This is a genomic window from Ectothiorhodospiraceae bacterium 2226 (assembly GCA_013348725.1).
Lineage (GTDB): Bacteria > Pseudomonadota > Gammaproteobacteria.
In genome coordinates this window covers 2522158-2539347 of the sequence record CP054689.1, presented here as the reverse complement: position 1 = coordinate 2539347, position 17190 = coordinate 2522158, and the positions used below count along the sequence as shown (strand labels likewise).

12 protein-coding genes are annotated in these 17190 nt (G+C 67.9%); 9 read left to right on the top strand and 3 right to left on the bottom strand.

Annotated features, from left to right (window positions below; translation table 11 throughout):
* The 3 genes from pgi to gnd all read right to left on the bottom strand — a co-directional run bounded on the left by pgi (position 1) and on the right by gnd (position 4243).
* The gene (pgi, locus tag HUS23_12340) at positions 1 to 1677 is read right to left on the bottom strand and encodes a glucose-6-phosphate isomerase (GenBank protein ID QKT04538.1); all 1677 of its coding nucleotides are present in this window, start codon (positions 1675 to 1677) and stop codon (positions 1 to 3) included.
* A gap of 72 nt (positions 1678 to 1749) precedes the next feature.
* Positions 1750 to 3234: a glucose-6-phosphate dehydrogenase gene (locus tag HUS23_12335; protein QKT05077.1), complete on the bottom strand. Its 1485-nt coding sequence runs from the start codon at positions 3232 to 3234 to the stop codon at positions 1750 to 1752.
* 100 nt (positions 3235 to 3334) lie between these two features.
* Positions 3335 to 4243 (bottom strand): decarboxylating 6-phosphogluconate dehydrogenase, encoded by a 909-nt coding sequence (gnd, locus tag HUS23_12330; GenBank protein QKT04537.1) that lies wholly within the window; start codon positions 4241 to 4243, stop codon positions 3335 to 3337.
* A 190-nt stretch (positions 4244 to 4433) separates the two neighbouring features.
* On the opposite strand from gnd, the gene glgA reads away from it, so the two are divergent.
* The 9 genes from glgA (at position 4434) to HUS23_12285 (ending at position 17189) form a co-directional block, all read left to right on the top strand.
* On the top strand, positions 4434 to 5876 hold the full coding sequence (glgA, locus tag HUS23_12325) for a glycogen synthase GlgA (protein ID QKT04536.1): 1443 nt from the start codon (positions 4434 to 4436) through the stop codon (positions 5874 to 5876).
* 134 nt (positions 5877 to 6010) lie between these two features.
* Entirely contained in the window at positions 6011 to 8809 is a 2799-nt protein-coding gene (ppc, locus tag HUS23_12320) for a phosphoenolpyruvate carboxylase (GenBank protein QKT04535.1), read from the top strand.
* A gap of 156 nt (positions 8810 to 8965) precedes the next feature.
* Positions 8966 to 9565, top strand: a complete 600-nt coding sequence (locus tag HUS23_12315) for a TetR/AcrR family transcriptional regulator (GenBank protein QKT04534.1) — start codon at positions 8966 to 8968, stop codon at positions 9563 to 9565.
* 59 nt (positions 9566 to 9624) lie between these two features.
* Positions 9625 to 11775 carry an AMP-binding protein gene (locus HUS23_12310; GenBank protein QKT04533.1) on the top strand — a complete coding sequence of 717 codons (2151 nt, stop codon included), beginning with the start codon at positions 9625 to 9627 and terminating at the stop codon, positions 11773 to 11775.
* Positions 11772 to 12986 carry a lysophospholipid transporter LplT gene (lplT, locus tag HUS23_12305; GenBank protein ID QKT04532.1) on the top strand — a complete coding sequence of 405 codons (1215 nt, stop codon included), beginning with the start codon at positions 11772 to 11774 and terminating at the stop codon, positions 12984 to 12986. The genes HUS23_12310 and lplT overlap by 4 nt, the downstream gene beginning before the upstream one ends.
* 68 nt (positions 12987 to 13054) lie before the next feature.
* Positions 13055 to 13621 (top strand): mechanosensitive ion channel, encoded by a 567-nt coding sequence (locus tag HUS23_12300; GenBank protein QKT04531.1) that lies wholly within the window; start codon positions 13055 to 13057, stop codon positions 13619 to 13621.
* 428 nt (positions 13622 to 14049) lie between these two features.
* Positions 14050 to 14733 (top strand): hypothetical protein, encoded by a 684-nt coding sequence (locus tag HUS23_12295; protein ID QKT04530.1) that lies wholly within the window; start codon positions 14050 to 14052, stop codon positions 14731 to 14733.
* Positions 14734 to 14997: 264 nt separating this feature from the next.
* Complete coding sequence (mgtE, locus tag HUS23_12290; GenBank protein ID QKT04529.1) at positions 14998 to 16347, top strand: magnesium transporter; 1350 nt, start codon at positions 14998 to 15000, stop codon at positions 16345 to 16347.
* A 32-nt stretch (positions 16348 to 16379) separates the two neighbouring features.
* The gene (locus HUS23_12285) at positions 16380 to 17189 is read left to right on the top strand and encodes an undecaprenyl-diphosphate phosphatase (protein QKT04528.1); all 810 of its coding nucleotides are present in this window, start codon (positions 16380 to 16382) and stop codon (positions 17187 to 17189) included.
* Position 17190: the final 1 nt, after the last annotated feature.

Below are 17190 nucleotides of genomic sequence, written 5' to 3'. Positions count from 1 at the left end.
TTACGGCTGCTCCTGTGCGCGGCGCGCGCGGGTGTACTCGATGAGCGCGTGCGTGGAGCCGTCGTGGGCGGAGACACCCCCCGCGCCGCGCAACTCCGCGAGGATGGGCTTGGCCAGTTGCTTGCCGAGTTCCACGCCCCACTGGTCGTAGGAGTTCACGTTCCAGATCACCCCCTGCACGAAGATCTTGTGCTCATAGAGCGCGATCAGGCGGCCCAGCGCGTAAGGCGTGAGCTTGTCGAACAACAGGGTGTTCGTCGGGCGGTTGCCGGGAAACACCTTGTGCGGCAGCAGGCGCGCGAGCGCCGCGCCGCTCAGCCCCTCGGCCTCCAGTTCGCGCCGCGCCTCCTCCTCGGTCTTGCCCTTGAGCAGCGCCTCGGTCTGCGCAAAACAGTTGGCGAGCAGGATGGCATGATGCTCTTGCAAGGCGTGGTGCGGATCCAACGCGGCGATGAAATCCCCCGGCACCAGGCGCGTGCCCTGGTGCAGCAACTGGAAGAAGGCGTGCTGGCCGTTGGTGCCCGGCTCGCCCCACAGCACCGGGCCTGTGGTGTAGTCCACATACTGTCCATCGCGGGTCACGCGCTTGCCGTTGCTCTCCATGTCGGCCTGCTGCAGATAGGCCGGCAAGCGGTGCAGGTGCTGAATATACGGAAACACCCCGTGGCTCTGGGCGCCGAAGAAGTTGTGATACCAGACCCCGAGCAGCGCCAGGATGACCGGCATGTTCTGCTCCAGCGGCGCGTGACGAAAGTGCTCGTCCATGGCATGCGCGCCGGCGAGCAGGTCCTCGAAGTGGTCCATGCCGAGCGTGACGGCGATGGACAGGCCGATCGCCGACCACAGCGAGTAGCGCCCCCCGACCCAATCCCAGAACGCGAACATGTTGCGCGTGTCGATGCCGAATGCACGCACCGCCTCGGCATTGGTCGACAGCGCCACGAAGTGCTTGGCGACGCTGGAGGCCTCCGGCGCGTGGCGCAGCAGCCACGCCTTGGCGGCCTCGGCGTTGGCGAGCGTCTCCTGGGTGGTGAAGGTCTTGGAGGCGACGATGAACAGCGTCGTTTCGGGATCGACCGCCTCGAGCACATCGGCCAGATGGCTGCCGTCCACGTTGGAGACGTAATGCGCGCGCAGCCCCGCACGCGCATAGGGCTTGAGCGCCTCGGTAACCATCACCGGGCCGAGGTCGGAGCCGCCGATACCGATGTTCACCACGTCGGTGATCGCCTTGCCGCTGTAGCCGCGCCAGGCGCCGCTGCGCACCTCTTCCGAGAACCGGCGCATCTGCGCCAGCACGGCGTTGACCTCGGGCATCACGTCCTCGCCGTCGACCCGCATCGGCGTGCCGGCGCGGTTGCGCAGCGCCACGTGCAGCACCGCGCGATCCTCCGTGGTGTTGATGCGCTCACCCGCGAACATGCGCTCGACCCAGCGCGGCAGTTCGCACTCCTCGGCGAGGCGCAGCAACAAGGTCAGGGTGTGCTCGGTGATGCGGTTCTTGGAATAGTCGAGCAGCAGGTCGTCCAGACGCAGGGAGAAGCGCGCGAACCGCTCCGGGTCGCGCGCGAAGAGCTCGCGCATGTGCATCTCGCACAACTCGCGGTAGTGGTCCTGCAGGGCCTGCCAAGCGGGTCGCTGCGTCAGTGAGGCTGGTCGGTCATTGTTATTGTGCATAGCTACTCCGTGTTGTCAGCGCGCCTCCACAGAGGTGTTGGCAGCGCGCCTGTCGGGCCGCGCCTGTCCGCGCTACCCGTCCTCGGGTTGAATCGAATTGCGCCACACGTGGTCTTCGTGGTCGAACAGGCGCTGGCTCTCCACCGGCCCCCAGGTCCCCGCCGGATAGGTGTGGATGTAATCGCGCTCCATCGACCACACCTTCAGCACCGGATCGACGATGCGCCACGCCCAGTTCACTTCGTCATAGCGCAGAAACAGGGAACGGTCGCCCTCCACCACGTCGAGCAGCAAGGCCTCGTAGGCATCCAGGCGCTCGTGCTCGCCCCCGGCGATGGTGGCGTCCAGTGTGGTGGTGCGCGTGCGCATCTCCAGCCCGGGCAGCTTCACCTGCAACTCGGCGCGCAGACACTCCTCGGGCTGGATGGCAAGCAGCAGCCAGTTCGGCTTTACCTGCTCGAGCTGCGTCTCGCGAAACAGCTGTTGCGGCGGATGCCGGAAACGGATGCAGATCATCGAACTGTTGGCCTTCAAGCGCTTGCCGGTGCGGATGTAGAACGGCACCCCGCGCCAGCGCCAGTTGTCGACGTACAACTTGAGCGCGGCGTAGGTCTCGGTCGTGCTGTTGGGCGCGACGCCGTGCTCGTCGATGTAGCCGGCGACCTTCTCGCCGTCCACCATGCCGTGTCGGTATTGGGCGCGGAAGGCGTGCGCGTGCACCGCGCTCGGCGGGATCGGGCGGATCGACTTCAGCACCTTGACCTTCTCGTCGCGCAGCGACTCGGCGTCGAGGTTGGCGGGCGGCTCCATCGCCACTAGCGTGAGCATCTGCAGCAAATGGCTCTGGATCATGTCGCGCAGGGCACCGGCGTCCTCGTAATACTCGGCGCGCCCGAAGATGCCCTGCGACTCGGCGTGCGTGATCTGCACGTGGTCGATGAAGTTGCGGTTCCACAACGGTTCCATCATCAGGTTGGCGAAGCGGAACACCAGCACGTTCTGCACCGTGCCCTTGCCGAGGTAGTGGTCGATGCGAAAGATCTGGTTTTCGTGAAAGTCGCGGTGCAGGCGCCGGTCCAGGCTCTCGGCGCTGTCCAGGTCGAAACCGAACGGCTTCTCGACCACCAGGCGCTTCCAACCGGAGTCCTCGCTATTGAGCCCTGCCGCCACCAGTTGATCCGCCACCGGGCCGATCTCCTGCGGGCGGATCGCCATGTAGAACACGGTGTTGTCCGGGTAATGGGAGGTGGAGCCGAGCTCGCGCGCGAGGCGCGTGTAGTCGTCGGGCTTGTCGAGGTCGCCGCGAAAGAAAAACAGGCGGTCGGCGAAGCGCGCGAACAGCGCCGGATCGCAACCGCCGCGCAGCTTGCCGCCGATGCTCTCGGCGACCTGCTCGCGCCACTGCTCGTGGTCCCAGTCGCGGCGCCCGAACCCGAGGATCACCAAGCCGTGCGGCAGGCGCCCCGCCACCTCCAGGTGATACAGGGCGGGCAGGAGCTTGTTCTGCGCGAGGTTGCCGGTGGCGCCGAAGATCACGAACGTACACGGCTCGGTCACGTTGCGTCCCTTGCTGGAGAACTGCTGCTGCGCGATAGGCTGCATGTTGACTCCCTGGAGAAGACGGGTTGCGGGCGGACCGGGAGCGCGGCGGCGCCGCTCAGGAGCGCTTGACGACGTGACCGCCGAAGGCGTTGCGCATCATCGACAACAAGCGGTTACCGTAACCCTCGGCGTCCTGACTCGCAAAGCGCATCTGCAGCGCCAACGTCATCACGGGCGCCGCCACCCCCTGGTCCACGGCCTCGACGGCGGTCCAGCGACCCTCGCCGGAATCGGCCACATATGGCTGGACGTCGGCCAGCTGCTGATCCTGCGCCAGCGCCTCCGCGGTGAGGTCGAGCAGCCAGCTGCGCACCACCGAGCCATGGCGCCACATCTCGGTGACTTGGGCGAGATCGTAATCGAATTCGCGCTTGCCGCGCATCAGCGACAAGCCCTCGGCGAAGGCCTGCATCATGCCGTACTCGATCCCGTTGTGGATCATCTTCGCGAAGTGCCCGGCGCCGGCGGGGCCGACATGGCCCCAGCCCTGATCGGGCGCCGGCGCGAGCACCTTGAGCGCCGGGGTGAGCCGCTCCACATGCGCCGCCTCGCCCCCCACCATCAGGCAGTAGCCCTTGTCCAGACCCCACACCCCGCCGGAGGTGCCGGCATCCACGAAGCCGATGCCGCGCGCGGCGAGCGCCTCGGCATGGCGTTGGCTCTGGTGGTAGTTCGAGTTGCCGCCGTCGACCACCACGTCGCCCGCCTCCAGCAGGTCGCCGAGCCGCGTCAGCGCCTGGGCGGTGGGCTCGCCGCTCGGCAGCATCAACCACACGATGCGCGGCGCCTCGAGCTGAGCCACGGCCTCTTCCATGGTCGTCGCGGGGCGCATACCGTCCTCCTGCGCGAGCCGCTGGACGATCTCCTGCGAACGGTTGTAACCGACCACTTCGATACCGCCGCGCAGCAGCCGCCGCGCCATGTTGGCCCCCATGCGGCCCAGCCCGAACAACGCCAATCTCATGTGCTTGAGTACCCCCGAGGTGATGCGTATGCGAGTCGCGGCGCGCGCGGACGCGTAGCGCGAGTCGGGCTACAGTATAGACTTTACGCCGACCCGCAAACCGCCGGTCGGGCCCGGGCGCGGGTCCCGCCGGCGTCGCCCCCAGAACGCGGCGAGTCACGGACGTCGCAAGAATGAAAAAGGGAACTGCATGTACGACATCCTGTTCGCCACCAGTGAGGCGCACCCCCTGATCAAGACCGGCGGCCTCGGTGACGTGGCCGGCAGCCTGCCGGGCGCGTTGCAGCAGATCGGCCTGCAGGTAACGCTGATGATGCCCGCCTACCGCGCGGCGGTGGAGCGCGCCGGCGAGTTGAAGGAGGTCACCAGCTTCACGGTGCCCGGATCGGCCGAACCGGTGCGCCTGCTGGAGGGACGCTTGGACGACGTGCGGCTGTGGCTGGTGGACTCGCCCTATCATTACGACCGCCCCGGCGGACCGTACGCCGGTCCCGACGGGGTGGACTGGCCGGACAACGCCCAGCGCTTTGCGGTGTTCGGGCGCGCGGTGACGCTCGCCGCACTTGGACGGATCGGCGGCTGGCATCCCGACGTGGTGCATTGCAACGACTGGCAGAGCGGCCTGGTGCCCGCGCTGCTCGCCCCCGAGCCGCAGCGTCCGGCCACCATCTTCACGGTGCACAACCTTGCCTACCACGGACTGTTCCCGTGGGAGACCTTCGCGGCGCTGCAACTGCCCTTCGAGCTTTGGTCCATGCATGCCATGGAGTTCTACAACCAGTTCTCCTTCATCAAGGGCGGGCTGGTGTTCGCCGACTGGATCACCACCGTCAGCCCGACCTACGCGCAAGAGATCCGCACCCCCGAGTTCGGCTGCGGCCTCGACGGGCTGCTCAACTTCCGCGCCGACCGGCTGGTCGGCATCCTGAACGGCGTGGACTACGCCGTTTGGGACCCCGCGCACGACCCGCACATCGCGCGCGCCTACGACGCGCGCAGCCTGCGCAACAAGGCCGCCAACAAGCGCGCGCTGCAGGCCAAGCTCGGCCTCGCCAAGGAGAGCAAGCCCGCACTGCTCGGCATGGTGAGTCGGCTGGTGGAACAAAAAGGGGTCGATCTGTTGCTCGAGAGCATCGACTGGCTGATGGCGCGCGAGGCGCAGCTCGCGGTGCTCGGCACCGGCCATCCGCCCTTCGAGGAGGCGCTGCGCGCCGCCGCCCAGCGCTACCCTGGGCGTGTGGGGGTAGAGATCGGCTACGACGAACAGTTCGCGCACCTCATCGAGGCCGGCGCCGACCTGTTCCTGATGCCCTCGCGCTTCGAGCCCTGCGGCCTCAACCAGATCTACAGCCTGCGTTACGGCACACCGCCGGTGGTGCGCCGCACCGGCGGGCTGGCCGACACGGTGGTCGACGCAACCCCCGCCGCGGTAAAGGCGGGCGAAGCCACCGGCTTCGTGTTCGACGCGGCGAGCGCAGCGGGCTTCCAGGAGGCGATCGACCGCGCGCTGCGGCTGCGCGCCGAGCAGGCGCGCGCCTGGGGGCGGGTGCGCACCACCGCCATGGCGCAGGACTACAGCTGGCAGAACAGCGCCCAACACTACCTCGAACTGTACCAGCGGGCGGTCGGCTGAACCCGCCACATGACGGGTTGTTACGCTTGCCGCTTGGCGCCGGCGCCGCCCCGGGTGGCGGACCCTCAACCGGTTGCGGTTATAATGCGCACCCTTGCAGCCGCTCGGCGCCCCTCACGCGCCCCTCGCAAACCATGACAAGCATGCCCAGCGACAAACCATTGCGTACCCGCGTCCGCCTGTTCGGCAACCTCCTCGGCAGGGTGCTGTACACGCAGGCCGGAGAGCACGTGCTTGCCTCGGTGGAGACCCTGCGCAAGGGCTACATCAGCCTGCGCAAGCAGGACAACGCCGACAAGCGCGCGCGGCTGAGCAAGCTCATCGAGCGCCTGGACGGCACCACCCTCACCCACGTGGCGCGCGCCTTCAGCACCTACTTCAGCCTGGTCAACATCGCCGAAGAGGCCTACCAGCACCACCAGCGCCGGCGCCAGATCCGCATCGGCGGGCCGCTGTGGACGGGCTCGTTCGATGCGACGCTGCGCGAGCTCAAGGAGCGCGGCGTCGACCGCGAGCAGCTCCAGTTCCTGCTCGACAAGCTGCGCTACACGCCGGTCTTCACCGCACATCCCACCGAATCCAAGCGCCGCACGGTGATGGAGGCCTTGCGCCGCATCTTCGTCACCAGCGAGCAGCTGTCGGATACCCGGCTCGGAAAGGAGCAGCGCAACGCGATCATCCGCGAGCTCGAGGCCGAGATTCAGGTCCTGTGGAAGACCGACGAAGTGCGCGCGCACCGCCCGCAGGTGCGTGACGAGATCAAGAACGGCCTGTTCTATTTTCGCGAGAGCCTGTTCCGCGCGGTGCCCGACACCTACCGCAATTTCGAGAAGGCGCTGGAGCGCATCTACCCCACCGGCCCCGACGAGACGCCGCTGACCATCCCCAGCTTCTTGAGCTTCGGCTCCTGGATCGGCGGCGACCGCGACGGCAACCCGTACGTGAAGCCCGAAACCACCGCCCAAGCGGTGCGCATGCAGGCGCGCGAAGTGGTGCGCGAGTATCTCGACCGGGTGTGTGCGCTGGCGCGCGTCCTTACCCACTCCAGCCAGCTCTGCTCGCCCACCGAGGAATTCCTCGCCGACCTCGAGGATTACGAGCGGCGCTTCCCCGAGCCTTTCACCGAGCGCCCCGAGCGGTTTCGGCGCGAGCCCTACCGGCGCAAGCTGTACTTCATGCGCCACCGCCTGCGCGCCTCGCTGCACTGCATCGACGCGCGCCTGAACGGCGCCGAGCCGGTGGACGGGCGCGCCGCCTACCCCAACGAAGCGGAACTGCTGGCGGACCTGTACCTGATCCGCGATTCGCTGATCGCGCACGGCGACCGCAACATCGCCGAGGGGTCCTTAAAGGACCTGATCCGCCTGGTGGAGACCTTCGGTTTCTCCCTGGTCCACCTGGACCTGCGCCAGGAATCCACCCGACACAGCGAAGCCGTGACGGAGATCGTGCGCGCCCTGGGCGAGGGCGATTATGCGCAGTGGGACGAGGCCGAGCGCCTGGAACGTTTGGCGCGGCTGATCGAGCGGGACGATATCGAACTCGCGCGCGAGGGAGTCAGCGACGCGACGCGCGAGACCCTGGAGGTGTTCGACGTCATGGCCGCCATGCGCCGGGAGATCAGCCCGCGCACCTTCGGCAGCTATGTGGTGTCGATGACCCATACCGCCAGCCACGTCATGGAGGTGATGTTCCTCGCCCGCCTGGCGGGGCTCGTGGGGCGGGATGCGGACGGGCTGTACTGTCGACTGAGCGTCGCGCCCTTGTTCGAGACCATCGAGGACCTGGACCACGTCGAGCCGGTCATGGCTGCCCTGCTGGACAATCCGACCTACGCCGGGCTGCTGAAGGCCGCGGGCAACACCCAGGAGGTGATGCTCGGCTACTCCGATTCCTGTAAGGACGGGGGGATCCTCTCCTCGACCTGGAGCCTCTACCAAGCGCAGAAGGTCATCACGCGCATGGCCACCGACCGCGGCATCCACTGCCGCCTGTTCCACGGCCGCGGCGGCACCATCGGCCGCGGCGGCGGCCCCACCCACGAGTCCATCGTCTCGCAGCCGCGCGGCACGGTGCACGGCGAGATCAAGTTCACCGAGCAGGGCGAGGTGCTGTCCTACAAGTACAGCAACATCGAGACCGCGGTGTACGAACTCACCATGGGCGCCACCGGGCTGCTGAAGGCCAGCACCTGCCTAGTCGAGCCGCCGCACGAGGACGACCCCCAGCACCTGGCGATCATGGACGAGCTCGCGCGCATCGGCGAGGAGCGCTACCGCGACCTGACCGACCGCACGCCTGGCTTCCTCGACTACTTCTACGAGGCCACCCCGGTCACCGAGATCGGCCTGCTCAACATCGGCTCGCGCCCCTCGCACCGTAAACCGGGCGACCGCTCCAAGGCCTCGGTGCGCGCCATCGCCTGGGTGTTCGGTTGGGCGCAGTCGCGCCACACGCTGCCCGCCTGGTACGGCATCGGCGGCGCCCTGGAGACGTGGCAGCAGGGCGATCCCCAGCGGCGCCAACAACTGCGCGCGATGTACCGCGACTGGCCGTTCTTCCGCGCCCTGCTCGGCAACAGCCAGATGGCGCTGTTCAAGGCCGACATGGGCATCGCGGCCGAATACGCCCGGCTGTGTCCCGACCAAGAGCGCCGCCACGCCATCTACCACGCCGTACGCGAAGAGCATGAGCGCAGCGTGCACCACGTTTTGGAGGTCGCGCAGATCCACGGCCTGCTCGAGGAGACCCCCACCCTGGCGCTGTCGCTGTCGCGCCGCAACCCGTACCTGGACCCGCTCAACCACATCCAGATCACGCTGCTGCGCCGCTACCGCGACGAATCGCTATCCCAGGAAGAGCGCGAGCAGTGGCTCGACCCGCTGCTGCGCTCCATCAACGCCATCGCCGCGGGCATGCGCAACACGGGCTGAGCGACTAGCGGAACACGCTGATTCCGCGCCCTGGGCCCGACCCCGGCTTGTTTTCCTAGTTATTGAACACCGTTCAACTAAGTGCTAGCATTCTGAACACCGTTTAGTTTCCCCGCTTCACCATGAAGCGGCGCCAAGAAGAACAAGTGGGACCCTATGGCACGACGCAGTGACCACACCCGGGACGAGATCAAGGCCATGGCGCTCGCCGCGGCCAAGGGCATCGTCGCCGACCACGGCTATCGAGCCCTCACCACGCGGAAGGTGGCGGCGGCCATCGGCTACACCGTCGGCAGCCTCTACCTCGTCTTCGATAACCTCGACGACCTCGTGCTGCACATCAACGCCGACACCTTGGATGCGCTCGACCAGGCGTTACAGCAGGTCGATGCACGCGAGGGCGACCCCGCCGCGCGCCTGTTGGCGCTCGCCCGCGCGTACGCGCAGTTCGCGCGGCGCAACGCCTCCCTGTGGCGCCTTGTGTTCGAACACCCGTTGCCGACGCCGCGCCCCGCGTGGTTTCAGGTCAAGGTGGAGCGCATGTTCGCCGTCGTGGAACGGCTACTGCGCGACATTTGCCCGGACCGCCCCGCCGAGGAACTCGCCGCCGCGGCGCGTGCCCTGTGGAGCGGCGTGCATGGAGTGACCGTGCTCGCCATGACCGAGCGCCTCGACACGCCGGACGCGCCGGCCGCGCATGAGTTGATCGACTCGCTGGTAACGAACTATCTGCGCGGCTACACCGCGCGCGCCTGATCGACGCCGCCGTACAACAACGAGAAGCCGTACAACAACAAGAAAAGGGGGAACTCCCGATGAATGCGCTCAAATGGCTGTTGCGCCTACTGCTGACCCGCCTCTACCGCGTCGAACTGAGCGGCATGGAGCACTATCACGCGGCGGGCAAGCGAGTATTGGTGGTCGCCAATCACACCTCCTTCCTGGACGCCCTGCTGCTCGCGGTGTTCCTCCCCGACCGGCTCACCTTCGCCGTCAACACGCACGTCGCCGCACGCTGGTGGCTGCGCCCGCTGATCCGCCTAGTCGACGCCTTTCCCATGGACCCCACCAGCCCCTACGCGACCCGCGCGCTGATCCGCTATCTGCAGGAGGACCGCCGCGCCGTCATCTTTCCGGAGGGGCGCATCACGGTCACCGGCTCGCTGATGAAGATCTACGACGGCACCGGCATGGTGGCCGACAAGTCCGGCGCGACCTTGCTGCCGGTGCGTATCGACGGCGCGCAGTACACGCCCTTCTCGCGCCTGCGCGGGCGGGTGCGGCTGCGCTGGTTCCCGCGCATCCGCCTCGCCATCCAGCCGCCCGTGCGCCTCGAGGTCCCGGAAGAGGTGCGCGGCCGCGCGCGGCGCCACCACGCGGGCGCCGCGCTGGCGGACGTGATGACCCAGATGATGTTCGCCAGTTCCGACTACCGCCGCACGCTGCTCGAGGCGCTGCTGGACGCCCGGCGCGTGCACGGCGGGCGCAAACGCGTGGTGGAGGACATCCAGCGCCGCCCGCTGAGCTACAACGCCGTGCTCGCCCGCGCGTACGCTCTCGGCCGCGCGATGGCGCCCGACGCCCGACCGGGGGACACCGTCGGCCTGATGTTGCCCAATGCGACCGCCGCCGCGGTCGCCTTCTTCGCGCTGCACATACAGGGCCGCGTGCCCGCCATGCTCAACTACACCCTCGGCGCCCGCGCGCTCGCCTCCACCTGCCGCACCGCGCGCGTTGAGGTCGTGTACACCTCCCGGCGCTTCGTCGCCGCGGCCAAGCTCGACGCCGCGGTGCAGGCGCTGGCGGCGCACACCACCGTCATCTATCTGGAAGACCTCGCCGCGCGCCTCGACCCGCTCGACAAGCTGCGTGCCGCGCTGTTCCCCTACCACGCCCGCTGGCACAAGCGTCGCGCGCGTCCGGACGATCCCGCGGTCGTGCTGTTCACGTCCGGCTCCGAAGGCGCGCCCAAGGGGGTGGTGCTCTCGCACGCCAATCTGCTCGCCAACCGCGAGCAGATCGCCGCGCGCATCGCCTTCAGTGCGCAGGACGTGATCCTGAACGCCCTGCCCGTGTTCCACTCCTTCGGCCTCACGGCCGGCACGCTGCTGCCGCTGCTGTCCGGCATGCGCACCTTCTTCTATCCCTCGCCGCTGCACTACCGCATCGTCCCCGAGGTGGCCTACGACATCAACGCGACGGTGCTGTTCGGCACCAACACCTTCCTGAAGGGCTACGCGCGCCACGCCCATCCCTACGACTTCTACAGCATTCGCTACGTGTTCGCGGGCGCGGAGAAGTTGCAGGATGAGACGCGGCGCGTGTGGGCCGAGAAGTTCGGCATCCGCGTGTTCGAGGGCTACGGCGCAACCGAGACCAGCCCGGTGCTCAGCATGAACACGCCCATGGATTTCCTCGCCGGTTCCACCGGCCGGCTGCTGCCCGGCATCGAGTGGCGCCTGGAGCCGGTACCCGGCGTGAGCGAGGGCGGGCGCCTCGCGGTGCGCGGGCCCAACGTCATGCTCGGCCACCTGCTGCCCGAGCGGCCGGGCGAGCTGGTGCCGCCGGCCACCGCGCAGGGTCCCGGCTGGTATGACCTGGGCGACATCGTGAGCGTCGACGAACGCGGTTTCGTCCATATCCGCGGCCGTGCCAAGCGCTTCGCCAAGATCGGCGGCGAGATGGTCTCGTTGACCACGGCCGAGGAACTCGCCGCGCGCACCTGGCCGCAGGCGCAGCACGCGGTGGTGAGCGTGCCCGACGCGAACAAGGGCGAGCGCCTGGTGCTCTACACCAGCCAGCCCGATGCCGCGCGCGCCGAGCTCGTGGCGCGGGCGCAGCGCGACAGCCTGGGCGAGATCAACGTGCCCAAACGCGTGGTCGTGGTACCGACCATCCCGGTGCTCGGCAGCGGCAAGACGGACTACGCCAAGCTCCAGACGCTCGCCGAGGAGGCGGTCGCATGAACCGCGGGGTGTACGCGCTGCTCGTGGCGCAGTTCCTCACGGCCTTCGCCGACAACGCGATCCTGTTCACCGCCATCGCGATGGTGCTGCACACGGCGGACACCGCGCCGTGGTACGTACCCGCCATGCAGGCGGCCTTCCTGGTGGCCTTCGTGGCGCTCGCGCCGTGGGTGGGGGCGTTCGCGGACAGCCGCCCCAAGGCCCAGGTGCTGCTGATCGGCAACGTGCTCAAGGGGGCGGGCGTCGCCCTGATGCTGGCGGGCGTGGACCCGATCGCCGCCTACGCGCTGGTCGGCGTCGGCGCCGCCGTGTACGGCCCGGCGAAGTACGGCATCCTCCCCGAGATGGTGGCTCACACCCGCTTGGTGCAAGCCAACGGCTGGATCGAGGGCTCGACCATCGTCGCCATCATCCTCGGCACGGTGGTGGGTGCGCGCGTGGCGGACAGCTCCATCACCGCCGCCCTGCTGCTGGCCGCCGCGTGCTACGTCCTGTCGCTCACCGCGACGCTGTTGATCCCGCGCACTCAGGCCCTGCACGCGGCCCAGAGCGGCGTGCGTCACTTCGGGCGCATGATGCGCGCGCTGTTCGCCTCCCAGCGCGCGCGCTTTGTAATGCTGGGCTCAGGGCTGTTCTGGGCCGCCGCCGCGGTGCTGCGCCTGGTGCTGGTGAGTTGGGCGCCGCTGGTGCTGGCCACCCAGAGCGCGGCCGACATTGCCGAGCTGACCCTGGCGCTGGCCGTCGGGATCGTCATCGGCGCCATCCTCGTGCCGCGTCTCATCCCGATCGAGCGCCTGCGCCGCGCGCGTCTGGCCGCCTACCTCATGGGCCTGGGCATCCTCGCGCTCACTCAGGTGCAGGCCCTGCTCCCCGCCTACTTGGTGCTGGTGTACATCGGTGTCTGCGGCGGCCTGTTCATGGTGCCGGTCAACGCCGCGCTGCAAGAGATCGGGCATCGCACCGTGGGCAGCGGCGGCGCCGTGGCCCTGCAGAACTTCTTCGAGAACCTCGCCATGCTTACAACGGTCGGCGTGTACACCTACGCCGCGGGCCAAGGCGCGCACCCGGTGGGGGCCATCGCCGTGGTGGGGCTGCTGGTGCTGCTGGCGACGTTTCTGGTGTCCATGCAGCTGCCGCCGGACCCCGCGCCCGCGGACGCGCCGGCGGACGAGGTGCCCGGGGAGGCGCCGGGCGCCGATGCAAGCAACTGAAACGGAAGGCTACACTTTCCCCAGAGTGCTGCTGCCCGCCGCGTGCGGGCGCCAACCCGGGGGGAGCGGTGGAAGCCTTGCTCGACGACGCCCTGCGGCTGTTGCCGCGCATCGGGGCGGGATTGCTGATACTGGGGGTATTCTGGGGTTTCGGCTGGGCGGTGTGCCGGATCACCGCGCGCATCGGACGCGGCGGCGACCAGGCGGCGCGCGACGTGGTCGAACTGGTCGGCCAGGCGATGAAGTACGGCCTGATCGTGATCGGTGCCATCTCGGCGTTAGGCACCATCGGCATCAACGTCTCCGCGCTCATCGCCGGACTCGGGCTCACCGGCTTCGCGTTGGGCTTTGCGCTGCGCGACGCGCTGTCGAACCTGCTCGCCGGGGTGCTGGTCTTGATCTACAAGCCGTTCCGGCGCGGCGCGTACATCAACGTCGCGGGCTTCGACGGCATCGTCACCGGCATCGACCTGCGCTACACCACCCTGCAGCGCGGCCCGCAGCGCATCCTGATCCCGAACTCGGTGTTGTTCACGCACAGCATCGTGCTGGGGGAGGACGAACAGCCGCCGGCGACGCCCGCGCCGGCGAGTCCCGGCGCGGCGCCCCTGGCTGCCTCACGGCGCGACCTCTAGACGAGACCACTCCCCCGCGAGGATACGCCGTCGCGGACAAAGCGCCGCAACGCGGGTTTTGACACCTTTCAAACGGCTGGCTAAGCTGTGCGCGCCTTGCGAAGCAAAGGACCAGTAGTCTTGGATACCGACAGTTGTAGTTACGTGGATTGATCCCCGCCCCTTTTCCAGCCGTCGTCGGCCGTCCTCGACCGCGCGCCGTGCCTGTCCCAGGGAGCGGTGACAGGCAGGTTGCATCAAAATAATCCTGCAATACCCCACGTACCGACAGCCTGGTGCGACGCCGCTAGAAGCAGGCGCGCCCAATTTGCCGAAACATCTGCGTAATGCGTACCTGCACAGGCAGTGTGCATGGCGGTCGTGTGTCGTCATGCTCCGTCCCGGGATGCGCACGCGACGCTGAATGACGCCGACCCAGGGGACTGACAATGATCAACAACGACAAGCGCCGACTCGGCCTCATCCTCGGCGCACTCGTCACTCCTCCCCTGTGGGCCGCGGGCGGCCATTACGAGATCGACGACGCGGCCATCGCCGACCCCGGCACCTGCCAACTGGAGGCCTGGTACACGCGCCTGGAGGGCGGCGACTACGCCATCAACGCCGCACCCGCCTGCAGCATAGGCAGCCTGGAGCTCACCCTCAAAGGCGACTTCCTACGCGCAGAGGGCTGGCAGCGCGCCTACATGCTGCAAGGCAAGTGGCTGGGGCGCGAGTTGACCGACCAGCGCTGGGGCTGGGCGCTCAGTGCGGCGGCCGTGCATGATCGGACCGAGGACCGCATCGTCGAGTACGTGCTCAACCTGCCGGTGTCGATACCCTTTGCGCAGGGCGCGACCGTCGCACACCTCAACCTGGGCGCCACCGAACAGCGAGAGGGCCCGCGCCAACGTGCCGTGCGCGGGGGCGTCGGCATCGATCGCACGCTGACGGCGCACCTGCATGGCATCGCGGAGGTGTACGGTACCGACCGCGGCGAGCGGGCCGCGCAGCTGGGTCTGCGTGCGTTGCCCGTCACCGGCGCGGACAAGCACCTCGACATCAGCTATGGGCGCACCCTGCGCAATGACGCAGACCATTGGTTCATCGTAGGCTTTGCCGTGCGGTACTGATTGAAGGTCTGAATCCATCCGTCCTGGATGGCTCAGACCACGCACAGCGAAAAGCGTGGTTTTCACTGTGCTTCGTGATCAACGGCCTATGGCCGCTGATCACGGCGGCACTTCCATGTGCCGCGGGAAGGTCTGAATCCATCCATCCCGGATGGCTCAGACCACGCACAGCGAAAAGCGTGGGCTTTGCTCTGCTTGCGTCATGACCGGTGTCGGTAGCCTGATCGGATCAGCGCCTTGGAATCCGTCAGCGAGAGAACGGATATGGAACAGAACAAGCCGGACGAACTGACCGTCAACCTCGGGGCGCTGATCGAGCAGGACCGCTGGGACGAGGTCCCTGCCGCGCTCGAGCAGATGCACGTCCAGGACATCGCGCAGCAACTCGATGCGATGGACGTCGGCGCGCGCCTGCGCGTCTTACGCCTGCTGCCGCGCGAGCGCTGGGCACCCACGTTCTCTTATCTGAACATCGGTGGCCAGGTGGAGCTGCTCGACCACCTGAACTACGCCGAAGGCCGCCACGTCCTCACCAACCTGCTGCCCGACGACCGCACGGCGCTGCTGGAGAGTCTGCCGCCCGAGGGCGTGGAGCGCCTGCTCAAGTGGCTCACGCCGGCCGACGTCAAGCAGGCGCTCAAGCTGCTCGGTTACCCGGAGCAAAGCGCCGGACGCCTGATGACGCCGCGCTACGTCGCGGTACATCCGGACTGGAGCATCTCGCGTGCCCTGGAGCATATCCGCGCCCAGAGCCAAAAGGGCGAGACGGTCAACGTCATCTTCGTCACCGACGACCAGGGCAAACTGCTCGACGCCATCAAGATCAAGCAGTTCATCCTCACCGAGCCGGACGCGCACGTCTCGGACCTCATGCCGGGCTACTTCGTCAGTATCGGTGCATGGCAGGACCGCGAGGAAGCGGTGCGGCTGATCCGTCACTACGACCTCGAGGCGCTGCCGGTTATCGACCAGCACGGCGTGCTGCTCGGTCTGGTGACGGTGGACGACGTGATGGACGTCGCCGAACAGGAGACCACCGAGGACTTCCACAAGATCGGTGCCGTCGGCACCATCGACCTCAGCCTGCGCGACGCCAAGGCGAGCCTGCTCTACCGCAAGCGCGTCGGCTGGCTGACCCTGCTCACCTTCGTGAACATCTTCAGCGGCGCGGGCCTCGCCTATTTCGAAGCGACCCTGGAAGCGGTGATCGTGCTGGTGTTCTTCCTGCCGCTGATCGTTGCCAGCGGGGGTAACGCCGGCGCCCAGGCCGCGACGCTGATGGTGCGCGCACTGGCCACCGGCGACGTGGAGGCTCGCGATTGGTTCAGGCTGTGGGCCAAGGAGTTCGGGGTCGCCCTGGCGCTCGGCGCGACGGTGGCGGTGGTGGTGTTCGGCTTGGGGTTCTGGCGCGGCGGCACCGACGTCGCGATCGTGGTGTCGCTCGCCATGATGCTGGTGGTCGTCATCGGCAGTATGATCGGCATCCTGCTACCTTTCCTGCTGAGCCGCTTCAACCTGGACCCCGCCACGGCCAGTGCGCCGCTCATCACCTCCATCGCGGACGTGGTGGGCATTCTGATCTATTTCTCGATCGCCACGGCGGTGCTGCTCTGACCGGCTAGGCACACACAGAACGACAATTATCTATGGATCTTTTGCAGACGCTGGTCCTTGCCGTCGTGCAGGGGCTGACCGAATTCCTGCCCATCTCGAGCAGCGCCCACCTGATTCTGGTGCCGGTGCTGACCGCGTGGGAGGACCAGGGGCTCGCCTTCGACGTGGCGACGCATGTGGGCACGCTCAGCGCCGTGGTGTTCTACTTTCGGCATGAACTGCTCGCGATGTCGCGCGACTGGACCCGTTCGCTGGTGACCCGCGAGATCACGCCCGACGCGAAACTCGCTTGGTGGGTGCTGCTCGGCACCATTCCCGTCGGCCTCGCCGGACTCGCCTTCCGTGACGTGATCGCCGAGGGCATGCGCTCGCCGCTCATCATGGCCTGGGCCTTGATCGGTTTCGGCCTGCTGCTCGGCTGGGCGGACTGGCGCCACCGCACGGGACGCAACGAGCACTCGCTGAGCGTCTGGGACATGCTGTTCATCGGCTGCGCCCAGGCCCTGGCGCTGATTCCCGGCACCTCGCGCTCGGGGATCACCATCACGGCCGCGCTGCTGCTCGGCCTGAGCCGGGAGGCCGCGGCCCGTTTCTCGTTCCTGCTGTCCATCCCGGTGATCGTGTTGGCGGGGGGACTGGAGACCGTGCACCTGATCCGTCTCGGCGAACCGGTGCCGTGGGGCGCCATGCTCATCGGCGCGGTGGTGGCCGGCATCAGCGCCTATCTCACCATTTACTACTTCATCGCCTTCATCAAACGCATCGGCATGCAGCCCTTCGTGGCCTACCGCATCGTGCTGGGGCTGGTGCTGCTCTACCTGTTCTGGCCGAACGGGGCGTAGC